This window comes from Rhizobium sp. BK491, from assembly GCF_014194925.1.
In the GTDB taxonomy this organism is placed as follows: Bacteria; Pseudomonadota; Alphaproteobacteria; order Rhizobiales; family Rhizobiaceae; genus Rhizobium.
Genome location: NZ_JACIAR010000001.1, coordinates 1 through 19,964, shown reverse-complemented (window position 1 = coordinate 19,964; position 19,964 = coordinate 1). Strand labels below are relative to the sequence as shown.

Below are 19,964 nucleotides of genomic sequence, written 5' to 3'. Positions count from 1 at the left end.
TTATTCGGCGGCGCTGGCGATCTTTGCCTGGCTCTGTTCCTGCACCTCGACGGTTGCCGTCAGGCCGGCGATCAGCTTCGTGCCATCGGGAACCTTGTCGAGCGCGATGCGCACCGGCACGCGCTGCGCCAGCCGCACCCAGCTGAAGGTCGGGGTGATGTTGGCAAGCAGGCTGCCGGAGGTGCGTTCGCGGTCCTCGATGCCATAGGCGATGCTCTCGACATGGCCCGTCAGCTTCTCGGCCTGACCCATCAGGTGGATATAGACCTCATCTCCAATCTGGATACGCGGCAGCTTGGTTTCCTCGAAATAGCCTTCGACGCGTAGGGAATCGCTGTCGATCAACGCCACCTTGGCGGTGCCCGCAGAGACATAATCGCCCGGACGCAGGCTGAGGTTCGAGATCGTGCCGTTGACGGTGGCGCGAACCTCGGAGCGGTCGAGATTGAGCTGGGCGAGTTCGCGATTGGCGGTCGCCTGACGAACGGCGGCTTCATCCTGCTGCACGGTGGTCAGCGCCTGTTCCTTCTGCTGTAGAGAGGCGGCATCGCCGAGGCGCGCCTGCCGCGCGCTTTCACGCTGGGCCTGATCGAGAGCCGCCTTGCTGCTGGCAAGCGCCGCATCCGCCTGTTCGAGAGCGATGGCAAAGCGATCGCGATCGACGCGGAAGAGGACATCGCCCTTCTTGACGGCCTGATTATCCTTGACGAGGACCTCGCTCACCAGGCCGGAGACGTCAGGCGCAATGCCGACGACATCGGCCCTGAGGCGCGCATCGCGCGTCCACGGCTCGTCCATGTAATGGCCCCAGAGCTGGCGGCCGACATAGACGGCGGCAACGACGAAGATGAGAGTGACAGCCACACGGCCGATGAGTTTTAACGCGTTCATGTGAAGTACCAACGGGAGACTGAGGAGACGGCGCCGAGCAGCAGGACATAAAGCGCGAGATCGAAAAGACCGCGATGCCAGACCAGAGTGTAGACTCCGATCCATGCGAGCAGACGTCGAAGGATGATGACGATGAACAAGGTCAAGAGCATGAGAACGAGAAGGCGCGGGATATAGACGCCATAAAGATCGAATTCTGCGGGCATGATATTACTCGGCGGCAATGGGATGTGGTGGGGTTATGTCCGCTACGGGCGGTCGCCAGCTCGCCGGCGGTTCGGAATGCGGGAAGAGCGCCCGGCGAAGGCCGACCAGTGCATCGAGGCTCGCCCGAGTGGATTCTCGCTTTTCCTGCGCAACGGCTTCTAGGCTATGGTCGATCGAGGCGCGCAGGTCATCGGCCGGATCTACGGCCCGTTTTGCCTTCAGCCGCGAACGATAGAAATCCGATACGCCGATGAGCACTTCGCTGACGGATGCAGCAGCAGCCGGTTTCAGCTGGCCGCGCTCCTTCTGCAGCATCAGCACGTTGAAGCCGAGACGGACATCGGCATAGCCATCGACCTTCTTCAACTCTCGGTCCTCAATGCCTGCAAGGCGGGGCACGAGCTGACCCAGGCGGTCGAGGATGCGGCCGGAGAGCCGTTCATGATCGGCGCGGCGGATACCGGCAGCAGTTTCGGCCAGATCTCTCCAGCCGGCTCGAACCAAACGCCAGGCGGCAAGCTCAGAACCGAAGGGACGGGTAAGCAAGGTCCAGACCAAGGCGAAGCCAACACCGGCCAGAGCGGCGATCGCACTGTTGGTGAAGCTGGCGAAATCGGCGGTGTAACGATCCTGCAGTGCAATGAAACTTGCACCGTTTACCGCCAGCAGCATGCCGAGCATGTTGGTTTGCGGGCGGGTAATCAGCAGCCCCATCACCAGGAAGGGCGGTGCAAAGACCAGCACCAGCATCTCGAAACCGGAAATCGACGGCAGCACCATGAAGATATAGACGCAGGCGATAACCAGGCTCACCGCAGTCCAAATGAACATGGTGGTGATGAAGGGGGCGGGACGATCGAGCGCGGCGAAAAACGAGCAGGCAACGGCCACCATGGCGATGAAGCCGGCACCATCCGCCCAGCCGGAATAGATCCAGAAGAAGCAGGCGACGGCAATCCCGGCGATGACGCTACCGGCAGAGAAGGCCAGCAGGGCGTAATCATAATGCCTGCTGCGACCGACGACATTGCGGTAGCGGAATGCGGGACGCCAGGTACCGACCTGCTGTCCTGAGACGATATGGGCGCGCAGCGTCAGGCAATCCTGCCACAAGTCGACAATTTCTTTGAGGCGAGCGAGAGCGCTTGACCGGACGAGATCGTCCCAACCGATATCGAGGTCGTCCTCCTGCAACTCCTCGATCTTCCGCGACAAGGTCTCGGCCGTTCCATCGGCCTTGCTGCGACCGCCCTGCCCGAGCCAGTCGGCCACCTCATTCAGAACGGCAACCAATTCCTGCGGCAGCGGCCTACCGCTAGCCTTCAAGGCGTGGAGGCGATCGGCAAGTGAGGAGAAGAGCGGCAGCAGCATCAACAAACGGCCACGCAGCTCGCGCGAATGTCTCACGATGTCGCGGCTGCCGGCATCATAGCGCAACTGGCTGATGACGAGATCCAGGCCGGAAACGTCGGCGGCAAGCTTCTGCCGCTTCAGGGGAGTTGCGGGCGAAGCGCCCTCGCCGCGCAGGATCTCATCCGCCCAGGTGCCTGCGTCATCCAGCCAGGAACCTATGCGCTGGCCGAGCACGGTGCCGACGCTGCTCGGAAAGACGACGGCGCTTACCACGCTAGCGCAGACGATGCCGATAATAATCTCCTCGGAGCGGGCAAGCGCCACATCGAAAATGGTTTCGGGCGAGCCGACGGTCGGCAGCGCGATCAGCGGCAAGGTATAGCCGGCCAGCATGAAGACATAGCTGCGCGAGGTGCGATCGAGCATCGAGATGAACAGCAAGGTGCCGGTCCATAACGCGACGACGACGGAAAGCAATTCCGGCGCGTTGACGAAGAGCGGAATAAGGATAACCGACGCGGTAGCACCGATAAGCGTGCCGAGCGCGCGGTAAAGTCCCTTGGAACTGGTTGCGCCGGCAAGAGGATTGGCAACCACATAGACAGCGGCCATCGCCCAATAGGGACGCGGCAGATCGAGCGACAAGGCGATAAACAGCGCCATGATCGCAGCAATGAAGGCTTTGGCGGAAAATAACCACTCACGCCAGGATGGAACGCTCATGAGACCTTCTCCGGCTCCGGCTCGACGGCCTTGGATGCCTCAAACTCCTCGAAAGCCTTCAGGACGCGAACCGCGGCTTCGATATCCGCAGGGTCGACATTGGCAAGGATCTTGCCACGCAGCTCATCAAGTACGTCTTCCATACGGGAAGCCAGCTTTTCGCCCTCAGGCGTCAGCCACAGGCCCTTCGCGCGCCGATCCGTGGGATCATCCTTGCGGATGACAAGTTCCATGCCTTCGAGCTGATCGATCAACCGAACCAGAGACGGGCCTTCGATACCGACACAGGTGGCGAGCACCACCTGCCGCACGCCTCCCCCCAGGCGGCCGATCCAAAGCAGCGGCGCGGCCACCGCCTCGGATATGCCATGGGAGCTCAGCGCAAGATCGACAGCCCGGCGCCATTGGCGGCCGGTGGTCAGCAGATTGGCGGTGAATATACGTTGCAGGGCGTTTGACGAGTTCATGAGAACCTATTAGCACTAAACTAATTAGGATTCAAATTATTATCATCGAAAGCGCTATTCTAAATGGGAAATGCAGCTATGCGCTCAACGATAGCCAAGACAGTAATGAGGTCGAGATTGCAGGCGTGGAGATCGGCCCAGCCACTCGACCCGTCTTTCATCGATCGGCGTTGCTCAGATACCATTCGTCTTCACGGATGGCGACAGAGGCTGCATGACGCGCCAGGAGATGCTCCTTCATGTCGTCACGCATGGGGGCTACCACAGAGGCGAGATCGGTCGACTTCTAGCGCAGCTCTCCATTACACCGCCCTGGGACACGCTTGCCGTTCATCTTCATCGTAGCGAACCCGCGCGCAGGCTGGCTGCGGCGGCTGAATGAGCTCGCGCCCTAGCGGTTTTGGCTTTTCACACCGGTTTGGGTTTCGACAGCGCGCAATCGACCGCCAGCGCCAGCGCAATGCCGGCGGCATAGGCGACGATATTCCACGGCGAGAATACCCTGCCCAGCAACAGGGCTCCGGCGGCAGTCAATCGAAAAGCATCGAGATCAGGCGTGTGCCAAAGCCGGAAAAACTCTACGGCCACCGCGATGAGCAATGCCGCCGCGGCAATCCCAAAACGCGCTGGCGACACGAAGATTGCCGCCAGGAGCCAATAGACCATCGCTCCCCATAGGAGCGAGCCGCCATATTTGACGACCACGAAGGGCAGATTGATCGCATAACCATAGCGCCGCAACGCAAGACCGCTGGCGATGGTGACCAGCAGCGCCACGACCAGAAGCAGTCTCCCACGCTTCAATTTTCGCTGCATGTCCCACAACGCTCCCTGCCCTGATGCACCCGAGTCGCCTGCGACTCAGCAAGGCTGCTTACGATACTCCAAAGCATTCAGAGGGATTGAAAGGCCGCTCCCATAGCACAAACGACAAAAGGCCGGACGATCGCTCATCCGGCCTTTTATATTTAATCCGAAGCTTAGCCTTAAGCGGCTGCGGCTTCTTCTTCAGCAGCAACGCGAGCCTTGTCGGCTGCGCCCTTGGCATTGACGTCACGATCCACGAACTCGACGACTGCGAGAGCGGCATTGTCGCCCTGGCGGAAGCCGGCCTTCATGATACGCAGGTAGCCGCCGTTGCGGGTGGCGTAGCGGGTTGCGATCGCGTCGAACAGCTTCGAAACGACAGCTGCGTCGCGGATCTGCGAGATGGCCTGACGACGAGCGTGCAGGTCGCCGCGCTTGCCGAGGGTTACCAGCTTCTCGACGATCGGACGAATTTCCTTCGCCTTCGGGAGCGTGGTGACGATCTGCTCATGGGTGATGAGCGAAGCCGCCATGTTGGCGAACATCGCCTTGCGGTGGCTAGCGGTTCTATTCAGCTTGCGGCCGGCTTTACCGTGGCGCATGGCTATTCTCCTTCACTTGCAGGCATCGTTCGCCTGCAGTTTGTTGGTTAGTATTGGTCTTCGTAACGCTTGGCGAGATCTTCGATGTTCTCGGGCGGCCATGCCGGCACTTCCATGCCGAGGTGCAGGCCCATGGAAGCGAGAACTTCCTTGATTTCGTTCAGCGACTTGCGACCAAAATTCGGCGTGCGGAGCATTTCTGCTTCGGTCTTCTGAATGAGGTCGCCGATGTAGACGATGTTGTCGTTCTTCAGGCAGTTTGCCGAACGAACGGACAGTTCGAGTTCGTCCACCTTCTTGAGGAGCGCCGGATTGAAAGCGAGTTCGGTAACTGCTTCCTCTTCGGTTTCCTTCTGCGGCTCGTCGAAGTTGACGAACACGCCAAGCTGATCCTGAAGAATGCGGGCCGCGAAGGCGACTGCATCTTCGCCGCTGATCGAACCATCGGTTTCGATCGACATGCTCAGCTTGTCGTAGTCGAGAACCTGTCCTTCGCGGGTATTTTCAACCTTGTAGGACACCTTCTTGACCGGCGAATAGAGGCTGTCGACCGGGATGAGCCCGATCGGAGCATCTTCCGCACGATTACGCTCGGCGGGCACATAGCCCTTGCCGTTATTGACGGTGAATTCCATGCGGATTTCGGCACCCTCGTCGAGCGTGCAGATGACATGCTCAGGGTTGAGGATTTCGATATCGCCGACCGTCTGGATGTCGCCAGCCGTTACTACGCCTGGGCCCTGCTTGCGGACGACCATGCGCTTGGCATCATCGCCGTCCATCTTGATGGCGATTTCCTTGATGTTCAGCACGATGTCCGTCACGTCTTCCCGAACGCCCGGGATAGAGGAGAACTCATGCAGCACGCCGTCGATCTGCACGGCCGTTACAGCGGCACCGCGCAGAGAGGACAGCAGAACGCGACGCAGCGCGTTGCCGAGGGTGAGACCGAAGCCACGCTCCAGCGGTTCAGCCACGAGCGTTGCCTTGGTGCGGCCGCTCGAGGTGAACTCGACCTTGTTGGGCTTGATCAGTTCCTGCCAGTTTTTCTGAATCATGTTTTTGCCTTCCGTTCGTTGCCACCATCCAATCGTGGCAACCGAGCTTGAGTAACACCAAGCCGGGCGCATCTACCCCGGCCGGTGTCGTGAGTGGCGATGATCAGACGCGACGCTTCTTGCGCGGGCGGCAACCATTGTGCGGGATCGGGGTCACGTCGCGGATCGACGTGATCATGAAACCAGCAGCCTGGAGGGCGCGCAGAGCGGATTCACGACCGGAGCCCGGACCGCAAACTTCAACTTCCAGCGACTTCATGCCGTGTTCCTGAGCCTTCTTGGCGCAGTCTTCGGCAGCGATCTGGGCAGCGAACGGGGTCGACTTGCGCGAACCCTTGAAGCCCTTGGCACCAGCGGACGACCAGGCAATAGCGTTGCCCTGTGCGTCGGTGATGGTGATCATCGTGTTGTTAAAGGTCGAGTTGACGTGTGCGACGCCCGACGTGATATTTTTACGCTCGCGACGACGAACGCGTACGGCTTCCTTGGCCATGTTAGTCCTTTCTTGGATCTCTGCACCGCCGTAATGCCAGCGGCTACACCGAAGCGGCACCCATGGAGCACCGCTTCAAACTCAAAAGAGGCCGGCGGACCGCCAGCCTCCCAAATCCGGTTGCCCGGAAATTACTTCTTCTTACCAGCGATCGCCTTTGCCGGGCCCTTGCGGGTGCGGGCATTGGTGTGCGTGCGCTGGCCACGAACCGGCAGGCCGCGGCGATGACGCAGACCACGGTAGGAACCCAGGTCCATAAGACGCTTGATGTTCATCGCGGTTTCGCGACGCAGATCACCTTCGACCTGATAGTCACGGTCGATGGTTTCGCGGATCTGCAGAACTTCAGCATCCGTCAACTGGTTGACGCGACGCTCGGCCGGAATACCAACCTTTTCGCAGATTTCCTGTGCAAACTTCGGTCCAATCCCGTGAATGTAACGAAGCGCAATAACTACGCGCTTTGCAGTCGGGATGTTGACGCCAGCGATACGAGCCACGCCTGTTCTCCTTGCATTCCTTTTGCCTTGGCAAAGGGTCTTGTTATGCAGCCCGGGAGCTGCTTGTTCGATGTGTGTCCGCCACATGTCAAAACGACCGTGCTCGGACTTCCCGTTGGAAATCCGCGCCGATCGCATAGCATGTCGCGAGTTGGCGCGGTGTTTAGCGGAATCAGCGCGAAAAAGCAACCGCTCCGGCAAGTTTATTTTAGGCTATCTAGAGCTTAGCCAGGATAGCCTCTATGCTTTCGGTCACATGCTCGATATCGGCCATGCCATCGATGCTCTGCAACTTACCCTTAGCATAGTAGTAACCGATCAGCGGCGACGTCTCCTTGTAGTAGACTTGGAGGCGAGTCGCCATGGTTTCAGCATTATCGTCAGGGCGGCGCTTGAAATGAGTCGAGCCGCATTTGTCGCAGACACCGGCATTTGCAGGAACCTTGTCAGTGTCGTGATAGACGCTGCCGCAGTTCGAGCAGGAATAGCGGCCGGAGACGCGCCGAATCAGTTCGGCATCATCGACCTTCAACTCGATCACAACGGAGAGTTCGAGGCCCTTCGCATTGAGCATTTTTTCGGTGGCATCGGCCTGCACCAAGGTGCGCGGAAAGCCGTCGAGGATGAAGCCCCTGACGCAATCCGGTTGATCGATGCGCTCGGAAACGATCGCATTCACGATCTCATCCGAAACAAGCTTGCCGGCGTCCATGACAGCCTTGGCGCGCTTGCCGACTTCCGTGCCGGCCTGAACGGCCGCGCGCAACATATCGCCTGTGGAAAGCTGCGGAATGCCGTGCTTTTCCACGATGCGCTGGGCCTGGGTCCCCTTACCTGCTCCCGGCGGCCCTAAAAGTATGAGTCTCATCGCCCCCTCTTTCCTCCACGCAACTTCGATTTCTTGATCAGGCCTTCATATTGCTGTGCGATCAGGTGACCCTGAATCTGCGCCACCGTATCCAGCGTTACGCTAACCACGATCAGAAGCGAAGTGCCACCCAGAGACAAGGGAATACCGGTCTGGGATACGAGAATTTCGGGCAGGATGCAGACGAAGACAAGATAGATCGCGCCGACGACCGTGATGCGGGTCAGCACGTAATCGATATATTCGGCGGTGCGCTCACCCGGACGGATGCCCGGAATGAAGCCGCCGTGCTTCTTCAGATTGTCAGCCGTGTCCTTCGGATTGAAGACGAGAGCCGTGTAGAAGAAAGCGAAGAAGGCAATCAGAGCGCCGTAAAGCACCATATAGACCGGCTGGCCGTGGCCGAGTGCCGCAACGATCGAAGTCACCCAGGTCGGGAGCGCGGTGTTGTTGCCGAGGCCTGCAACGGTTGCCGGCAGCAGCAGCAGCGACGACGCGAAGATCGCCGGGATGACGCCCGAAGTGTTGAGCTTCAGCGGCAGGTGCGACGTATCGCCCTGGAACATGCGCGTGCCGACCTGGCGCTTCGGATACTGGATCAGAAGGCGACGCTGCGCACGCTCGACGAAGACGATGAGTGCGATGACCAGAATAGCGACGATCAGCACGGCGAGAATGAGCGGCGTGGAAAGCGCGCCGGTGCGGCCGAGTTCGAGCGTACCGGCAAGCGCAGTCGGAAGACCTGCAGCGATACCCGCGAAAATGATCAGCGAGATGCCGTTGCCGATACCGCGCGACGTCACCTGCTCACCAAGCCACATCAGGAACATTGTGCCGCCGAGCAGCGTGATAACGGTGGAGATGCGGAAGAACCAGCCGGGATCTACGACCACGCCGTTGCCATGCTCTAGACCGATCGCAATGCCATAAGCCTGCAATGCGCCGAGCAGCACCGTGCCGTAGCGGGTATACTGGTTGATGATCTTACGGCCCTGCTCGCCTTCCTTCTTCAGGTTTTCGAGCGACGGGACGACCGACGTCATCAGCTGAACGATGATCGAGGCGGAAATGTAGGGCATGATGCCGAGCGCGAAGATCGCCATGCGCTGCACAGCGCCGCCCGAGAACATGTTGAAGAGGCCGAGAATGCCGCCCGACTGATTCTGGAAAGCCTGGGCGTAAGCGGCAGGATTGAGGCCAGGAAGCGGAATGTGGGTGCCGAGCCGGTAGACGAGGAGAGCACCGAGCGTAAACCACAGGCGCTTCTTGAGATCCTCGGCTTTGGCAAAGGTCGAAAAATTGAGGTTGGACGCCAATTGTTCCGCTGCAGAAGCCATGCAAATCTCCGCATCACCAATTCCGGCATAGTCGGCCGAGTCCGGAATCGGTCTGTAAATTGTTCAAAAGCCGGGCTTCGGACGGATTGCGCAGCAATCGGGCGCCTCACCCTTGGTTCCCGTTATCGATCGGAAAGACACTTGCCGCATCGATCAGATTCGTGAGGCTCACATATGGGAGCAAAATCGCCCGAAGTGAAGTCACTTCGGGCGATTATTGATAATATTATTCTGCAGCGGCAGCGAGCAGCTTAACGGAGCCGCCAGCCTTTTCGATCTTCTCGACTGCAGACTTGGAAGCGCCTGCAACTTCAAGAGCAAGCTTCGCCTTCAGTTCGCCGTCCGAGAGAACACGAACGCCGTCCTTGACGCGGCGAATAACGCCGGCAGCCTTGAGAGCCGCTGCATCAACGGTGTTCTTGGCATCGAGCTTGCCGGCATCGACGGCAGCCTGGATGCGTGCCAGCGATACGACGACGTAGTCGGATGCGAAGATGTTGTTGAAGCCGCGCTTCGGCAGACGACGGTAGATGGGCATCTGACCGCCTTCGAAGCCGTTGATCGCAACGCCCGAACGGGACTTCTGACCCTTCACACCACGGCCACCGGTCTTACCGGAGCCGGAGCCGATGCCGCGGCCGAGGCGCTTGCGGCTGTGGGTCGAGCCTTCGTTATCCTTGATTTCATTCAGTTTCATAGCGAATTACCTCCGGCTCACTTCTCGTCGACAACGCGAACGAGATGCTGGACAGCACGGATCATGCCACGAACAGCCGGAGTATCTTCCAGCGTGCGGCGACGGTGCATCTTGTTCAGTCCGAGACCGATCAGCGTCTTCTGCTGAACATCCGGACGGCGGATCGGGCTGCCAATCTGCTCGACCGTAACGGTCGCCTTAGCTTCAGCCTTCTTGGTCGTCTTGGCCATAGGTCAAACTCCCTTATTCTTCGGAGGCGTTGCCCGAAGCGGCGCGGCGAGCCTGCAGGGTGGCATACTTGATGCCGCGCTGAGCTGCGATGTCCTTCGGGTGAACCTGGTGCTTCAGGGCGTCGAACGTGGCGCGAACCATGTTGTACGGGTTCGACGAACCGGTCGACTTGGCAACGACGTCATGAACGCCGAGCGTTTCGAAAACGGCGCGCATCGGGCCACCGGCGATGATACCGGTACCGACCTTGGCCGAGCGCAGCAGAACCTTGCCGGCGCCATGACGGCCATGAACGTCGTGATGCAGCGTACGGCCGTCGCGCAGCGGTACGAAGATCATGTCGCGCTTCGCGCTTTCGGTTGCCTTGCGGATAGCTTCCGGCACTTCACGTGCCTTGCCATGACCGAAGCCTACGCGGCCCTTCTGGTCGCCGACGACGACGAGAGCGGCGAAGCCGAAGCGACGGCCACCCTTAACAACCTTGGCGACGCGGTTAATCGCGACCAGCTTGTCGACGAATTCGCTATCGCGCTCTTCACGGCTCTGACGGTCTTCCCGCGGAGCCCTCTTTTCCTGTGCCATTGTCCTCTTCCTTTTTCTTTTCCGGGTGCAATCGGCAAACAAAACGAAGACCGCATGCCTTCCCTTGCGGGAAACCTGCGGTCCGGTGAATATCCGGCCGGCATCCTGGGATCGCCGGCCGGAAATCTGATTAGAAGGTCAGGCCGCCTTCGCGGGCTGCTTCAGCCAAAGCCTTGATACGGCCGTGGTAGATGAAAGCGCCGCGATCGAACACGACTTCCTTCACGCCGGCCTTGGAGGCGCGCTCTGCAACGAGCTTGCCAACGAGGGCTGCGGCTGCGGTATCGGCACCGGTCTTCAGAGAACCGCGCAGATCCTTGTCGAGGGTGGAGGCAGCCGCGAGGGTCTTGCCAGCCACGTCATCGATGACCTGGGCGTAGATGTTCTTCGACGAGCGATGAACCGACAGGCGCGGACGGCCATTGGCCACCGACTTGATTTGGCGGCGCACGCGGTTGGCGCGACGCGCAAGTGCTTCTTTCCTGCTAGCCATTTCGCGTGATCCTTACTTCTTCTTGCCTTCTTTGCGGATGATCCGCTCTTCGGCATACTTAACACCCTTGCCCTTGTAAGGCTCGGGGCCGCGGTATTCGCGGATTTCAGCGGCAACCTGGCCGACCTGCTGCTTGTTGATGCCGGTGACGACGATTTCCGTCGGCTTCGGTACAGCGATCGAGATGCCCTGCGGCGGCTCATAAACCACGTCGTGGCTGAAGCCGAGCGCGAGCTGCAGGTTCTTGCCCTGCATGGAGGCACGGTAGCCGACGCCGTTGATTTCGAGCTTGCGCTCGTAGCCGTCCTTAACACCCTTGAGGATGTTCTCGATCATCGTGCGGGACATGCCCCACTTTGCGCGAGCATCCTTGGAGTCGTTGAGCGGCGTCACGACGATTGCATTGTTTTCCAGCTTGAGACCGATTTCGTCGTTAGCGACGAAAAACAGTTCGCCCTTGGGGCCCTTAGCGGTCACTTTTTGGCCATCAACCGTGGCCGTGATCCCTGCAGGTACCTGAACGGGCTTCTTACCGATACGAGACATTTTTCAAACCTGTCTGTTTCGAAGGAGATTTCTGTTCGATCTTAGAAGACCGAGCAGAGAACCTCACCACCAACATTCTGTTCGCGAGCCTGGTGATCGGCCATCACACCCTTCGGAGTCGAAAGGATGGTGATGCCGAGGCCGTTCGCGACCTGCGGAATGGACTTGACCGAGACATAAACCCGGCGGCCCGGCTTAGACACACGGCCGATCTCACGGATCACCGATGCGCCTTCGTAGTACTTGAGTTCGATGTTGAGCTCAGACTTGCCGTTGCCGAAATCGACGACGGAGTAGCCACGGATGTAGCCTTCAGCCTGGAGCACATCGAGAACGCGTGCACGGAGCTTGGACGCAGGCGTCGAAACCGACGACTTGCGGCGCGAAGCGCCATTGCGGATGCGGGTGAGCATATCGCCCAAAGGATCAGTCATAGACATCTAATCTGCTCCTTACCAGCTGGACTTGACGATGCCCGGCACCTTGCCGAGATTGCCGAGTTCACGCAGCGCGATACGCGACATGCGCAGTTTGCGGTAGTAGGCGCGCGGACGGCCAGACACTTCGCAACGATTGCGAATACGGGTCTTCGATCCATCGCGCGGCAGCGATGCCAGCTTCAGAGTGGCCTTGAACCGGTCTTCGATCGAGAGAGACTGGTTCATGATGATTGCCTTGAGAGCAGCCCGCTTCGCGGCCTGGTTGGCAACCGTATTGCGGCGGCGCTTGTTCTTTTCAACTGCGCTTGTCTTCGCCATATCAGGGTTCCTTTTCTACGCTCGTCGTTACGGTTATTGACGGAACGGGAAGTTGAACTCTGTCAGAAGAGCCCGTGCTTCGTCGTCGGTCGTCGCCGTCGTGCAAACGATGATGTCCATGCCCCACATCTGATCAACCTTGTCGTAGTTGATCTCAGGGAACACAATGTGCTCCTTGATGCCCATGGCAAAATTGCCACGACCGTCAAAGCTCTTCGGGTTCAGGCCGCGGAAGTCGCGAACGCGCGGAAGCGCGATGTTGACCAGACGATCCAGGAACTCATACATGCGGGCGCCGCGCAGGGTGACCTTCGCGCCGATCGGCATATTTTCGCGGACCTTGAAGCCAGCGATGGAGTTGCGTGCGCGGGTGATGACCGGCTTCTGGCCAGCGATGGCCGCCAGGTCGGCAGCAGCAACGGTCGGCTTCTTCGAATCAGCCGTCGCTTCGCCAACACCCATGTTGATCACGATCTTGTCCAGCTTCGGGATCTGCATCTCGTTAGCGTAGGAGAACTTCTCCTGCATGGCTGCACGGATGCGAGCAACGTATTCTTTCTTGAGCCGCGGCTCGTACTTTACCTCAGCCATCGATCACTTCTCCCGAGGTCTTCGCCACGCGGACCTTCTTGCCATCTACAACCTTGAAACCGACGCGGGTCGGCTTGCCGTCCTTGTCGACGATTGCCAGGTTGGACAGGTGAAGCGAGGCTTCCTTGCTGATGATGCCGGCTTCCTGGTTCTGCGTCTGGCGCTGATGGCGCTTGATGACGTTGACGCCACGAACGACCGCACGGTCTTCCTTCGGCAGCACTTGAATGACTTCGCCGGTACGGCCCTTGTCCTTACCGGTCAATACGACAACCTTGTCGCCTTTACGGATCTTCTGCATCGCTCCGCTCCTTACAGTACTTCTGGAGCCAGCGAGATGATCTTCATGTGGTTCTTGGCGCGAAGTTCGCGCGGAACCGGTCCGAAGATGCGGGTGCCGATCGGCTCTTTCTTGTTGTCGATGAGGACTGCTGCGTTGGTATCGAAGCGGATGACGCTGCCATCCGGACGACGGATGTCCTTGGCGGTACGAACGACGACCGCCTTCATCACGTCACCCTTCTTCACACGGCCGCGCGGAATAGCTTCCTTGATCGAAACGACGATAACGTCGCCGATCGAGGCATACTTGCGCTTCGAGCCGCCCAGCACCTTGATGCACATGACACGACGTGCGCCGGAATTATCCGCCACGTCGAGGTTTGTTTGCATCTGAATCATGTCAGGTCGCCTTCTTGTTGTTACCGGAATGGTTGGGCCAATAGACCCCCTACCCCGGCTTATGGACTAGTGTCTTGTCTGATTATGCCTGGCTTCGCGACCACAAGGATCGTCTCTGCCGGCCATCAATAAAGCAAAAGAACGCCCGTTCTCGAGCGTCCTGCTTCCAAGCTCGTGCTTCATACAGATATTTCGCCCAAGCGCAAGGGCCTGAGCGAAATTCTGTTACTTGGACTGGGCGGAAATGACCGTCCAGGTCTTGTCCTTGGAGATCGGCGCGCATTCCTCGATGGAAACGACGTCGCCGGTCTTGTACTGATTGTTTTCGTCGTGAGCCTTGTACTTCTTGGAACGACGAACGGTCTTCTGGAGCAGCGGGTGAGCGAAACGACGCTCAACGCGGACAACTACCGTCTTCTCGTTCTTGTCGCTGACCACGACGCCCTGCAGAATGCGCTTCGGCATGTTATTTTTCCTTTAGGCCTTTGCTTCTGCCGCCTTCTGGCGGGCAATGGTTTTTACGCGAGCGATGTCCTTGCGGACTTCGTTGATGCGCGAGGACTTCTCGAGCTGGCCGGTCGCCTTCTGAAAGCGCAGGTTGAACTGCTCCTTCTTCAGCTTGGCAAGCTCGTCCTTGAGTTGGTCGGCGCTCAGGGCGCGAACATCTGCGGCTTTCATGAGCTTCTTCCTTACTCTGCAATGCGCTGAACGAAGCGCGTCTTGACCGAGAGCTTGGCAGCGCCGAGGCGCAGAGCCTCACGAGCGATTTCTTCGCTCACACCGTCGATCTCGAACATCATACGGCCGGGCTTGACCTTGCATGCCCAGTATTCAACAGAGCCCTTACCTTTACCCATACGGACTTCGGTCGGCTTTGCGGTTACCGGAACATCCGGGAACACGCGGATCCATACACGGCCGGCGCGCTTCATATAGCGCGTGATCGCGCGGCGAGCCGCTTCGATCTCGCGAGCGTTGACGCGATTGGGCTCCTGCGACTTCAGGCCGAATTCGCCGAACGCCAGATCAGAACCACCCTTGGCAACGCCCTTGATGCGGCCCTTGAATTGCTTGCGGTACTTCGTACGCTTTGGCTGCAACATTTTCTTATTCTCCGAACTTATCTGCCACGTACGCTATCAAGCGTTGTCGCGGCGACGGTCTCTATCGCGATCGCGGCTAGCCGGACCCTGGGCGTCGCCTTCGAGCGCGCGGCGTTCGGAGGCCATCGGATCGTGCTCAAGGATTTCGCCCTTGAAGATCCAGACCTTGATGCCGCAGATACCGAAAGCGGTTTCTGCTTCAGCCGTACCGTAGTCGATGTCGGCGCGCAGCGTGTGCAGCGGCACGCGACCTTCGCGGTACCATTCCGTACGAGCGATTTCAGCACCGCCGAGACGGCCGGCGCAGGTGATCTTGATGCCTTCGGCGCCAAGACGCATCGCGGACTGAACGGCGCGCTTCATGGCGCGACGGAAAGCAACACGGCGTTCCAGCTGCTGAGCGATCGACTGGGCAACCAGCGTCGCGTCGATTTCCGGCTTGCGAACTTCAACGATGTTGAGGTGCGTTTCGGAATTCGTCATGTCCGACAGCTTCTTGCGGAGCTTGTCGATGTCAGCGCCCTTCTTGCCGATGATCAGGCCCGGACGAGCCGAGTGGATCGTGACGCGGCACTTCTTGTGCGGACGCTCGATGACCACCTTGGAGATACCAGCCTGCTTCAGTTCGTTCATAACGAACTTGCGCATCTTCAGGTCTTCGTGGAGGAGCTGGCCGTACTCGGCATTGTCCGCAAACCAGCGGCTATCCCAAGTGCGGTTGATGCCAAGACGAAAGCCGATCGGATTGATTTTCTGACCCATTATGCGGCCTCCTCTTGAGCTTCCACTTCACGAACGACGATCGTCAGGTGTGCGAACGGACGCTCGATGCGAGATGCGCGGCCACGGCCACGAGCGTGAAAACGCTTCATGACGATCGACTTGCCGACGTAAGCTTCCGCTACGACCAGCGAGTCAACGTCGAGATCATGGTTGTTCTCTGCATTGGCGATCGCAGATTCGAGCGTCTTCTTGACGGCTCCTGCGATGCGCTTGCGTGAGAATTCCAGCTCTGCGAGCGCGCGATCAACCTTCTTGCCGCGGATCGAAGCCGCGACCAGGTTGAGCTTCTGCGGGCTGACACGGAGCGTGCGCGCAACTGCCTGCGCTTCATTGTCCTTCAGCCGGCGTTCGGTTTTTGCCTTGCCCATTGTTACTTCCTCTTCGCCTTCTTGTCCGCACCGTGACCATAATAGGTACGGGTCGGGGCGAACTCGCCGAACTTGTGTCCGACCATGTCTTCATTGACGCTGACCGGAATGTGCTTGCTGCCGTTGTAGACACCGAAGGTGAGACCAACGAACTGCGGCATGATGGTGGAGCGACGGCTCCACATCTTGATTACTTCGTTACGTCCGCCTTCACGCACCTTCTCAGCCTTCTTGAGAAGATAGCCGTCAACAAACGGACCTTTCCATACTGAACGAGCCACTTGAGACTTCCTCTCTTACTTCTTGCGCTGATGGCGCGAGCGCATAATCATCTTGTCGGTCGACTTGTTCGACCGCGTACGCTTGCCCTTGGTCGGCTTGCCCCATGGGGTCACCGGATGGCGACCACCGGAGGTGCGGCCTTCACCACCGCCGTGCGGATGGTCGACCGGGTTCATGACAACGCCGCGGTTATGCGGCTTCTTGCCACGCCAACGCGAACGACCGGCCTTACCGTCGTTGATGTTGCCGTGATCCGGGTTCGAAACCGCACCGATCGTTGCGAGGCAGGTGCCGTGCACGAGGCGCTGTTCGCCCGAGTTCAGGCGAAGGATCGCCATGCCCTGGTCACGACCGACGAGCTGGGCATAGGAACCGGCGGAGCGAGCGATCTGGCCACCCTTGCCCGGCTTCATTTCCACGTTGTGGATGATGGAGCCGACTGGGATGAACTGAAGCGGCATGGTGTTGCCCGGCTTCACGTCCACTGCCTTTTCCGAAGCGATGACCTTGTCGCCCGAAGCAAGACGCTGCGGAGCAATGATGTAGGCCAGTTCGCCGTCCGTGTACTTCACCAGAGCGATGTAAGCCGTACGGTTCGGATCGTATTCGATACGCTCGACGGTTGCCTCGACGTCGAACTTGCGACGCTTGAAGTCGACCAGACGATAGCTGCGCTTGTGACCACCGCCCTGGAAACGGACGGTGATGCGGCCAGTGTTGTTACGGCCACCCTTGGAGGTGAGACCTTCGGTCAGCGACTTGACCGGCTTGCCCTTGTAGAGCGAGGAGCGATCGACAATGACCAGCTGACGCTGGCTCGGGGTCGTCGGATTGAATGTTTTCAATGCCATTTTCTTATTCCTCAGAGACCGGTGGAGACGTCGATCGACTGGCCTTCGGCGAGCGTCACAACAGCCTTCTTCACGTCCTTCTGCTTGCCGACGAGACCCTTGAACCGCTTGGTCTTGCCGAGGCGCAGCAGAGTATTAACGGCCGTAACCTTGACGCCGAAGAGCGCTTCGACGGCAGCCTTGATTTCCGGCTTCGTCGCGGTCTTAGCAACGTTGAAAACAACCTGGTTATTGTCCGAAAGCAGCGTGGACTTTTCGGTGATCGCAGGAGAAACGATCACATCGTAATGGCGAAGATCCGTCACTTGAATCGCTCCTCTAGAGCTTCAACTGCAGCCTTGGACAGCACGAGCTTGCCGCGGCGCAGGATGTCGTAAACGTTGATGCCCTGAACCGGCAGAACATCGATATTCGGGATGTTCTGGGCTGCGAGCTTGAAGTTGCTGTCGAGTTCAGCACCGCCGATGAACAGAGCGTTCGTCAGGCCGAGCGTCTCGAAAGCGCCAGCGAGTGCCTTGGTCTTGGCTTCGGTAGCGACGAGATTGTCGATAACAATCACGTCTTCAGCCTTGAACTTGGCCGAGAGAGCATGACGCAGGCCGAGGGCGCGAACCTTCTTCGGCAGATCATGCTCGTGGCTGCGGGCGACCGGGCCATGAGCCTTACCACCGCCGCGGAACTGCGGAGCGCGAGCCGAATGGTGACGAGCGCGGCCCGTACCCTTCTGCTTGTACATCTTGGCGCCGGTGCGCGCTACGTCCGCGCGGCCCTTTGCCTGATGCGTGCCCTGCTGCTTCTTGGCAAGCTGCCAGCGAACGACGCGAGCGAGAATGTCTTCACGCGGCTCGAGGCCGAAAATCGCATCAGAAAGGGAAACCTTCCCGGCGTCTTTGCCCTCGAGGGTCTTGACGTTGAATTCCATTGGTTTGGCTCCCTTACTTCGCTGCCGACTTGACGGCGTCGCGCACGATGATCCAGGCACCCTTGGAGCCGGGAACCGCACCCTTGACCAGGATCAGACCACGATCTTCGTCGGTCGATACCACTTCAAGGTTCTGCGTCGTAACGCGCGTCTGGCCCATGTGACCAGCCATCTTCTTGTTCTTGAACACCTTGCCCGGGTCCTGGCGCGAACCGGTCGAACCATGCGAGCGGTGCGAAACCGACACACCGTGCGTGGCGCGCAGACCGCCGAAGCCGTGACGCTTGATGGCGCCGGCAAAGCCCTTACCGATCGTCGTGCCGGTCACGTCGACGAGCTGACCCGCCGTGAAGTGACCTGCGTTGAGCTCGGTGCCGACTTCAAGCAGATTGTCTTCCGTGACACGGAATTCTGCGAGCTTGGCCTTCGGCTCTACGCTTGCAACGGCGAAATGGCCGCGAAGAGCCTTCGTCGTGTTCTTAACCTTAGCCTGGCCGGCACCGAGCTGAACTGCAGTGTAGCCATTCTTTTCAACTGTGCGCTGGGCTACGACCTGGCAGCCATCCAAACGCAATACGGTAACCGGGACATGCTCGCCGGCGTCGTTATAGACGCGGGTCATTCCCACCTTCTGTGCAATCACACCTGAACGCATCGGTTCAATCCTTCTCACTCAGCTCGAGGACCGGAGGTCTCAGAGCTTGATCTCAACATCGACACCGGCGGCGAGATCGAGCTTCATCAGCGCGTCTACCGTCTGCGGGGTCGGGTCAACGATGTCGAGGAGGCGCTTATGCGTGCGCATCTCGAACTGCTCGCGGCTCTTCTTGTCGATGTGCGGGGACCGGTTTACCGTAAACTTCTCGATACGAGTCGGAAGCGGAACGGGGCCCCGGACGCTTGCACCGGTGCGCTTCGCCGTCGACACGATCTCGCGCGTGGAAGCATCGAGAATCCGGTGATCGAACGCCTTCAGGCGAATGCGGATATTTTGGCCGTTCATTCGACGTTATCCTTGTGTTTGTTATCTCGCGTGCCTTTCGAAAAGGCACGGTTTGTTCTGTTTCCTAAGGCGGACCACCGGTTTCAAAGATCGAGAGGGACGCCGGCTACGGCATCCCTATCCACTCTTTAGGCCTTTCGGCCCACCTTATTGTTAATTTCATTGGCCACTTCGTCATCCGAAGCAGCGCGCAAATCGCGCTCGCGCGCCATTTGCAACATTTCTATGTCATAAGCAAGCGGCTAGTGCCGCTTGCATCATAATATTGTCATCGAATCGGCCACTCGGATGGAGTGGCCGTCTTCGAATTACTCGACGATGGATGCAACGATGCCAGCGCCGACGGTACGGCCGCCTTCGCGGATTGCGAAGCGAAGCTTTTCTTCCATCGCGATCGGAACGATCAGCTCAACGGCAACCGTGACGTTGTCGCCAGGCATAACCATTTCCGTGCCTTCCGGAAGCGTCACGATGCCCGTCACGTCAGTCGTACGGAAGTAGAACTGCGGACGGTAGTTCGTGAAGAACGGCGTATGACGGCCGCCTTCTTCCTTCGTCAGGATGTAGGCTTCAGCCATGAACTTCTTGTGCGGCTTCACCGAACCCGGCTTGCACAGGATCTGACCACGCTCGACGCCGTCACGGTTAACACCGCGAACCAGTGCGCCGATATTGTCGCCGGCCTGGCCCTGGTCGAGCAGCTTGCGGAACATTTCAACGCCCGTCACCGTCGTCTTCGACGTCGGACGGATGCCGACGATCTCGAC

General features: G+C 59.1%; 34 protein-coding genes. 1 reads left to right on the top strand and 33 read right to left on the bottom strand.

Annotated elements, in window-relative coordinates; translation table 11 throughout:
• Genes FHX05_RS00170 through FHX05_RS00155 form a run of 4 tightly spaced genes read right to left on the bottom strand, consistent with a single transcriptional unit; the run spans position 1 to position 3,641 of the window.
• The gene (locus FHX05_RS00170; RefSeq protein ID WP_183870339.1) at positions 1–891 is read right to left on the bottom strand and encodes an HlyD family secretion protein; all 891 of its coding nucleotides are present in this window, start codon (positions 889–891) and stop codon (positions 1–3) included.
• Positions 888–1,097, bottom strand: coding sequence for a DUF1656 domain-containing protein (locus tag FHX05_RS00165; protein WP_112610045.1), 210 nt, complete (start codon positions 1,095–1,097; stop codon positions 888–890). Before FHX05_RS00165 ends, FHX05_RS00170 begins: the two co-directional genes overlap by 4 nt.
• A gap of 4 nt (positions 1,098–1,101) precedes the next feature.
• Positions 1,102–3,174 carry an FUSC family protein gene (locus FHX05_RS00160; protein ID WP_183870338.1) on the bottom strand — a complete coding sequence of 691 codons (2,073 nt, stop codon included), beginning with the start codon at positions 3,172–3,174 and terminating at the stop codon, positions 1,102–1,104.
• The gene (locus FHX05_RS00155) at positions 3,171–3,641 is read right to left on the bottom strand and encodes a MarR family transcriptional regulator (protein WP_112399790.1); all 471 of its coding nucleotides are present in this window, start codon (positions 3,639–3,641) and stop codon (positions 3,171–3,173) included. Before FHX05_RS00155 ends, FHX05_RS00160 begins: the two co-directional genes overlap by 4 nt.
• Before the next feature lie 163 nt (positions 3,642–3,804).
• On the opposite strand from FHX05_RS00155, the gene FHX05_RS00150 reads away from it, so the two are divergent.
• Positions 3,805–4,023, top strand: a complete 219-nt coding sequence (locus FHX05_RS00150; RefSeq protein ID WP_348648309.1) for a DinB family protein — start codon at positions 3,805–3,807, stop codon at positions 4,021–4,023.
• A gap of 26 nt (positions 4,024–4,049) precedes the next feature.
• On the opposite strand, the gene FHX05_RS00145 is transcribed toward FHX05_RS00150, so the two are convergent.
• From FHX05_RS00145 to FHX05_RS00005, 29 genes are all read right to left on the bottom strand, one after another.
• Positions 4,050–4,457, bottom strand: coding sequence for a DUF2809 domain-containing protein (locus FHX05_RS00145; protein ID WP_183870337.1), 408 nt, complete (start codon positions 4,455–4,457; stop codon positions 4,050–4,052).
• 170 nt (positions 4,458–4,627) lie between these two features.
• Positions 4,628–5,050 carry a 50S ribosomal protein L17 gene (gene rplQ / locus FHX05_RS00140; RefSeq protein WP_015339614.1) on the bottom strand — a complete coding sequence of 141 codons (423 nt, stop codon included), beginning with the start codon at positions 5,048–5,050 and terminating at the stop codon, positions 4,628–4,630.
• A 47-nt stretch (positions 5,051–5,097) separates the two neighbouring features.
• Positions 5,098–6,108, bottom strand: coding sequence for a DNA-directed RNA polymerase subunit alpha (locus FHX05_RS00135; protein ID WP_112337464.1), 1,011 nt, complete (start codon positions 6,106–6,108; stop codon positions 5,098–5,100).
• A gap of 103 nt (positions 6,109–6,211) precedes the next feature.
• Entirely contained in the window at positions 6,212–6,601 is a 390-nt protein-coding gene (rpsK, locus tag FHX05_RS00130) for a 30S ribosomal protein S11 (protein WP_004118426.1), read from the bottom strand.
• Positions 6,602–6,732: 131 nt separating this feature from the next.
• Complete coding sequence (gene rpsM, locus FHX05_RS00125) at positions 6,733–7,101, bottom strand: 30S ribosomal protein S13 (protein ID WP_004118424.1); 369 nt, start codon at positions 7,099–7,101, stop codon at positions 6,733–6,735.
• Between the two features lie 217 nt (positions 7,102–7,318).
• Positions 7,319–7,969, bottom strand: a complete 651-nt coding sequence (locus FHX05_RS00120; RefSeq protein WP_112337465.1) for an adenylate kinase — start codon at positions 7,967–7,969, stop codon at positions 7,319–7,321.
• Positions 7,966–9,306, bottom strand: coding sequence for a preprotein translocase subunit SecY (gene secY, locus FHX05_RS00115; RefSeq protein WP_183870336.1), 1,341 nt, complete (start codon positions 9,304–9,306; stop codon positions 7,966–7,968). The genes FHX05_RS00120 and secY overlap by 4 nt, the downstream gene beginning before the upstream one ends.
• Positions 9,307–9,532: 226 nt before the next feature.
• Positions 9,533–10,003: a 50S ribosomal protein L15 gene (gene rplO, locus FHX05_RS00110; RefSeq protein ID WP_095434669.1), complete on the bottom strand. Its 471-nt coding sequence runs from the start codon at positions 10,001–10,003 to the stop codon at positions 9,533–9,535.
• 17 nt (positions 10,004–10,020) lie between these two features.
• On the bottom strand, positions 10,021–10,233 hold the full coding sequence (gene rpmD, locus FHX05_RS00105; protein WP_007690786.1) for a 50S ribosomal protein L30: 213 nt from the start codon (positions 10,231–10,233) through the stop codon (positions 10,021–10,023).
• A 13-nt stretch (positions 10,234–10,246) separates the two neighbouring features.
• Complete coding sequence (rpsE, locus tag FHX05_RS00100; protein ID WP_004118414.1) at positions 10,247–10,816, bottom strand: 30S ribosomal protein S5; 570 nt, start codon at positions 10,814–10,816, stop codon at positions 10,247–10,249.
• A 130-nt stretch (positions 10,817–10,946) separates the two neighbouring features.
• Positions 10,947–11,309, bottom strand: a complete 363-nt coding sequence (rplR, locus tag FHX05_RS00095; RefSeq protein WP_004118412.1) for a 50S ribosomal protein L18 — start codon at positions 11,307–11,309, stop codon at positions 10,947–10,949.
• Positions 11,310–11,321: 12 nt separating this feature from the next.
• Positions 11,322–11,855: a 50S ribosomal protein L6 gene (rplF, locus tag FHX05_RS00090; protein WP_015339608.1), complete on the bottom strand. Its 534-nt coding sequence runs from the start codon at positions 11,853–11,855 to the stop codon at positions 11,322–11,324.
• Positions 11,856–11,896: 41 nt separating this feature from the next.
• Positions 11,897–12,295: a 30S ribosomal protein S8 gene (rpsH, locus tag FHX05_RS00085; RefSeq protein ID WP_015339607.1), complete on the bottom strand. Its 399-nt coding sequence runs from the start codon at positions 12,293–12,295 to the stop codon at positions 11,897–11,899.
• Positions 12,296–12,307: 12 nt separating this feature from the next.
• Positions 12,308–12,613 carry a 30S ribosomal protein S14 gene (gene rpsN / locus FHX05_RS00080; protein WP_004118406.1) on the bottom strand — a complete coding sequence of 102 codons (306 nt, stop codon included), beginning with the start codon at positions 12,611–12,613 and terminating at the stop codon, positions 12,308–12,310.
• 33 nt (positions 12,614–12,646) lie between these two features.
• A complete protein-coding gene (gene rplE, locus FHX05_RS00075; RefSeq protein ID WP_015339606.1) occupies positions 12,647–13,204 on the bottom strand; it encodes a 50S ribosomal protein L5 in 558 nt (185 codons plus the stop codon).
• Positions 13,197–13,505, bottom strand: coding sequence for a 50S ribosomal protein L24 (rplX, locus tag FHX05_RS00070; RefSeq protein WP_015339605.1), 309 nt, complete (start codon positions 13,503–13,505; stop codon positions 13,197–13,199). Before rplX ends, rplE begins: the two co-directional genes overlap by 8 nt.
• Positions 13,506–13,516: 11 nt before the next feature.
• Complete coding sequence (rplN, locus tag FHX05_RS00065; protein WP_003573790.1) at positions 13,517–13,885, bottom strand: 50S ribosomal protein L14; 369 nt, start codon at positions 13,883–13,885, stop codon at positions 13,517–13,519.
• A 225-nt stretch (positions 13,886–14,110) separates the two neighbouring features.
• On the bottom strand, positions 14,111–14,350 hold the full coding sequence (gene rpsQ / locus FHX05_RS00060) for a 30S ribosomal protein S17 (RefSeq protein WP_015339604.1): 240 nt from the start codon (positions 14,348–14,350) through the stop codon (positions 14,111–14,113).
• A 12-nt stretch (positions 14,351–14,362) separates the two neighbouring features.
• The gene (rpmC, locus tag FHX05_RS00055) at positions 14,363–14,563 is read right to left on the bottom strand and encodes a 50S ribosomal protein L29 (protein WP_007690763.1); all 201 of its coding nucleotides are present in this window, start codon (positions 14,561–14,563) and stop codon (positions 14,363–14,365) included.
• 11 nt (positions 14,564–14,574) lie between these two features.
• The gene (gene rplP / locus FHX05_RS00050; protein ID WP_004118395.1) at positions 14,575–14,988 is read right to left on the bottom strand and encodes a 50S ribosomal protein L16; all 414 of its coding nucleotides are present in this window, start codon (positions 14,986–14,988) and stop codon (positions 14,575–14,577) included.
• A 36-nt stretch (positions 14,989–15,024) separates the two neighbouring features.
• Positions 15,025–15,750: a 30S ribosomal protein S3 gene (gene rpsC, locus FHX05_RS00045; protein ID WP_004118393.1), complete on the bottom strand. Its 726-nt coding sequence runs from the start codon at positions 15,748–15,750 to the stop codon at positions 15,025–15,027.
• Positions 15,750–16,139, bottom strand: a complete 390-nt coding sequence (gene rplV / locus FHX05_RS00040; protein ID WP_015339603.1) for a 50S ribosomal protein L22 — start codon at positions 16,137–16,139, stop codon at positions 15,750–15,752. The genes rpsC and rplV overlap by 1 nt, the downstream gene beginning before the upstream one ends.
• Positions 16,140–16,141: 2 nt before the next feature.
• Positions 16,142–16,420 (bottom strand): 30S ribosomal protein S19, encoded by a 279-nt coding sequence (gene rpsS / locus FHX05_RS00035; RefSeq protein ID WP_037199970.1) that lies wholly within the window; start codon positions 16,418–16,420, stop codon positions 16,142–16,144.
• 15 nt (positions 16,421–16,435) lie between these two features.
• A complete protein-coding gene (gene rplB / locus FHX05_RS00030; RefSeq protein WP_015339601.1) occupies positions 16,436–17,272 on the bottom strand; it encodes a 50S ribosomal protein L2 in 837 nt (278 codons plus the stop codon).
• Positions 17,273–17,283: 11 nt separating this feature from the next.
• On the bottom strand, positions 17,284–17,577 hold the full coding sequence (locus tag FHX05_RS00025; RefSeq protein ID WP_015339600.1) for a 50S ribosomal protein L23: 294 nt from the start codon (positions 17,575–17,577) through the stop codon (positions 17,284–17,286).
• The gene (gene rplD / locus FHX05_RS00020; protein ID WP_015339599.1) at positions 17,574–18,194 is read right to left on the bottom strand and encodes a 50S ribosomal protein L4; all 621 of its coding nucleotides are present in this window, start codon (positions 18,192–18,194) and stop codon (positions 17,574–17,576) included. The genes FHX05_RS00025 and rplD overlap by 4 nt, the downstream gene beginning before the upstream one ends.
• Before the next feature lie 13 nt (positions 18,195–18,207).
• On the bottom strand, positions 18,208–18,849 hold the full coding sequence (gene rplC / locus FHX05_RS00015; protein WP_015339598.1) for a 50S ribosomal protein L3: 642 nt from the start codon (positions 18,847–18,849) through the stop codon (positions 18,208–18,210).
• 39 nt (positions 18,850–18,888) lie between these two features.
• Positions 18,889–19,197, bottom strand: a complete 309-nt coding sequence (gene rpsJ / locus FHX05_RS00010; protein WP_003547547.1) for a 30S ribosomal protein S10 — start codon at positions 19,195–19,197, stop codon at positions 18,889–18,891.
• Between the two features lie 308 nt (positions 19,198–19,505).
• A partial coding sequence (locus FHX05_RS00005) for an EF-Tu/IF-2/RF-3 family GTPase (protein ID WP_246698818.1) occupies positions 19,506–19,964 on the bottom strand: 459 nt, incomplete at its 5' end.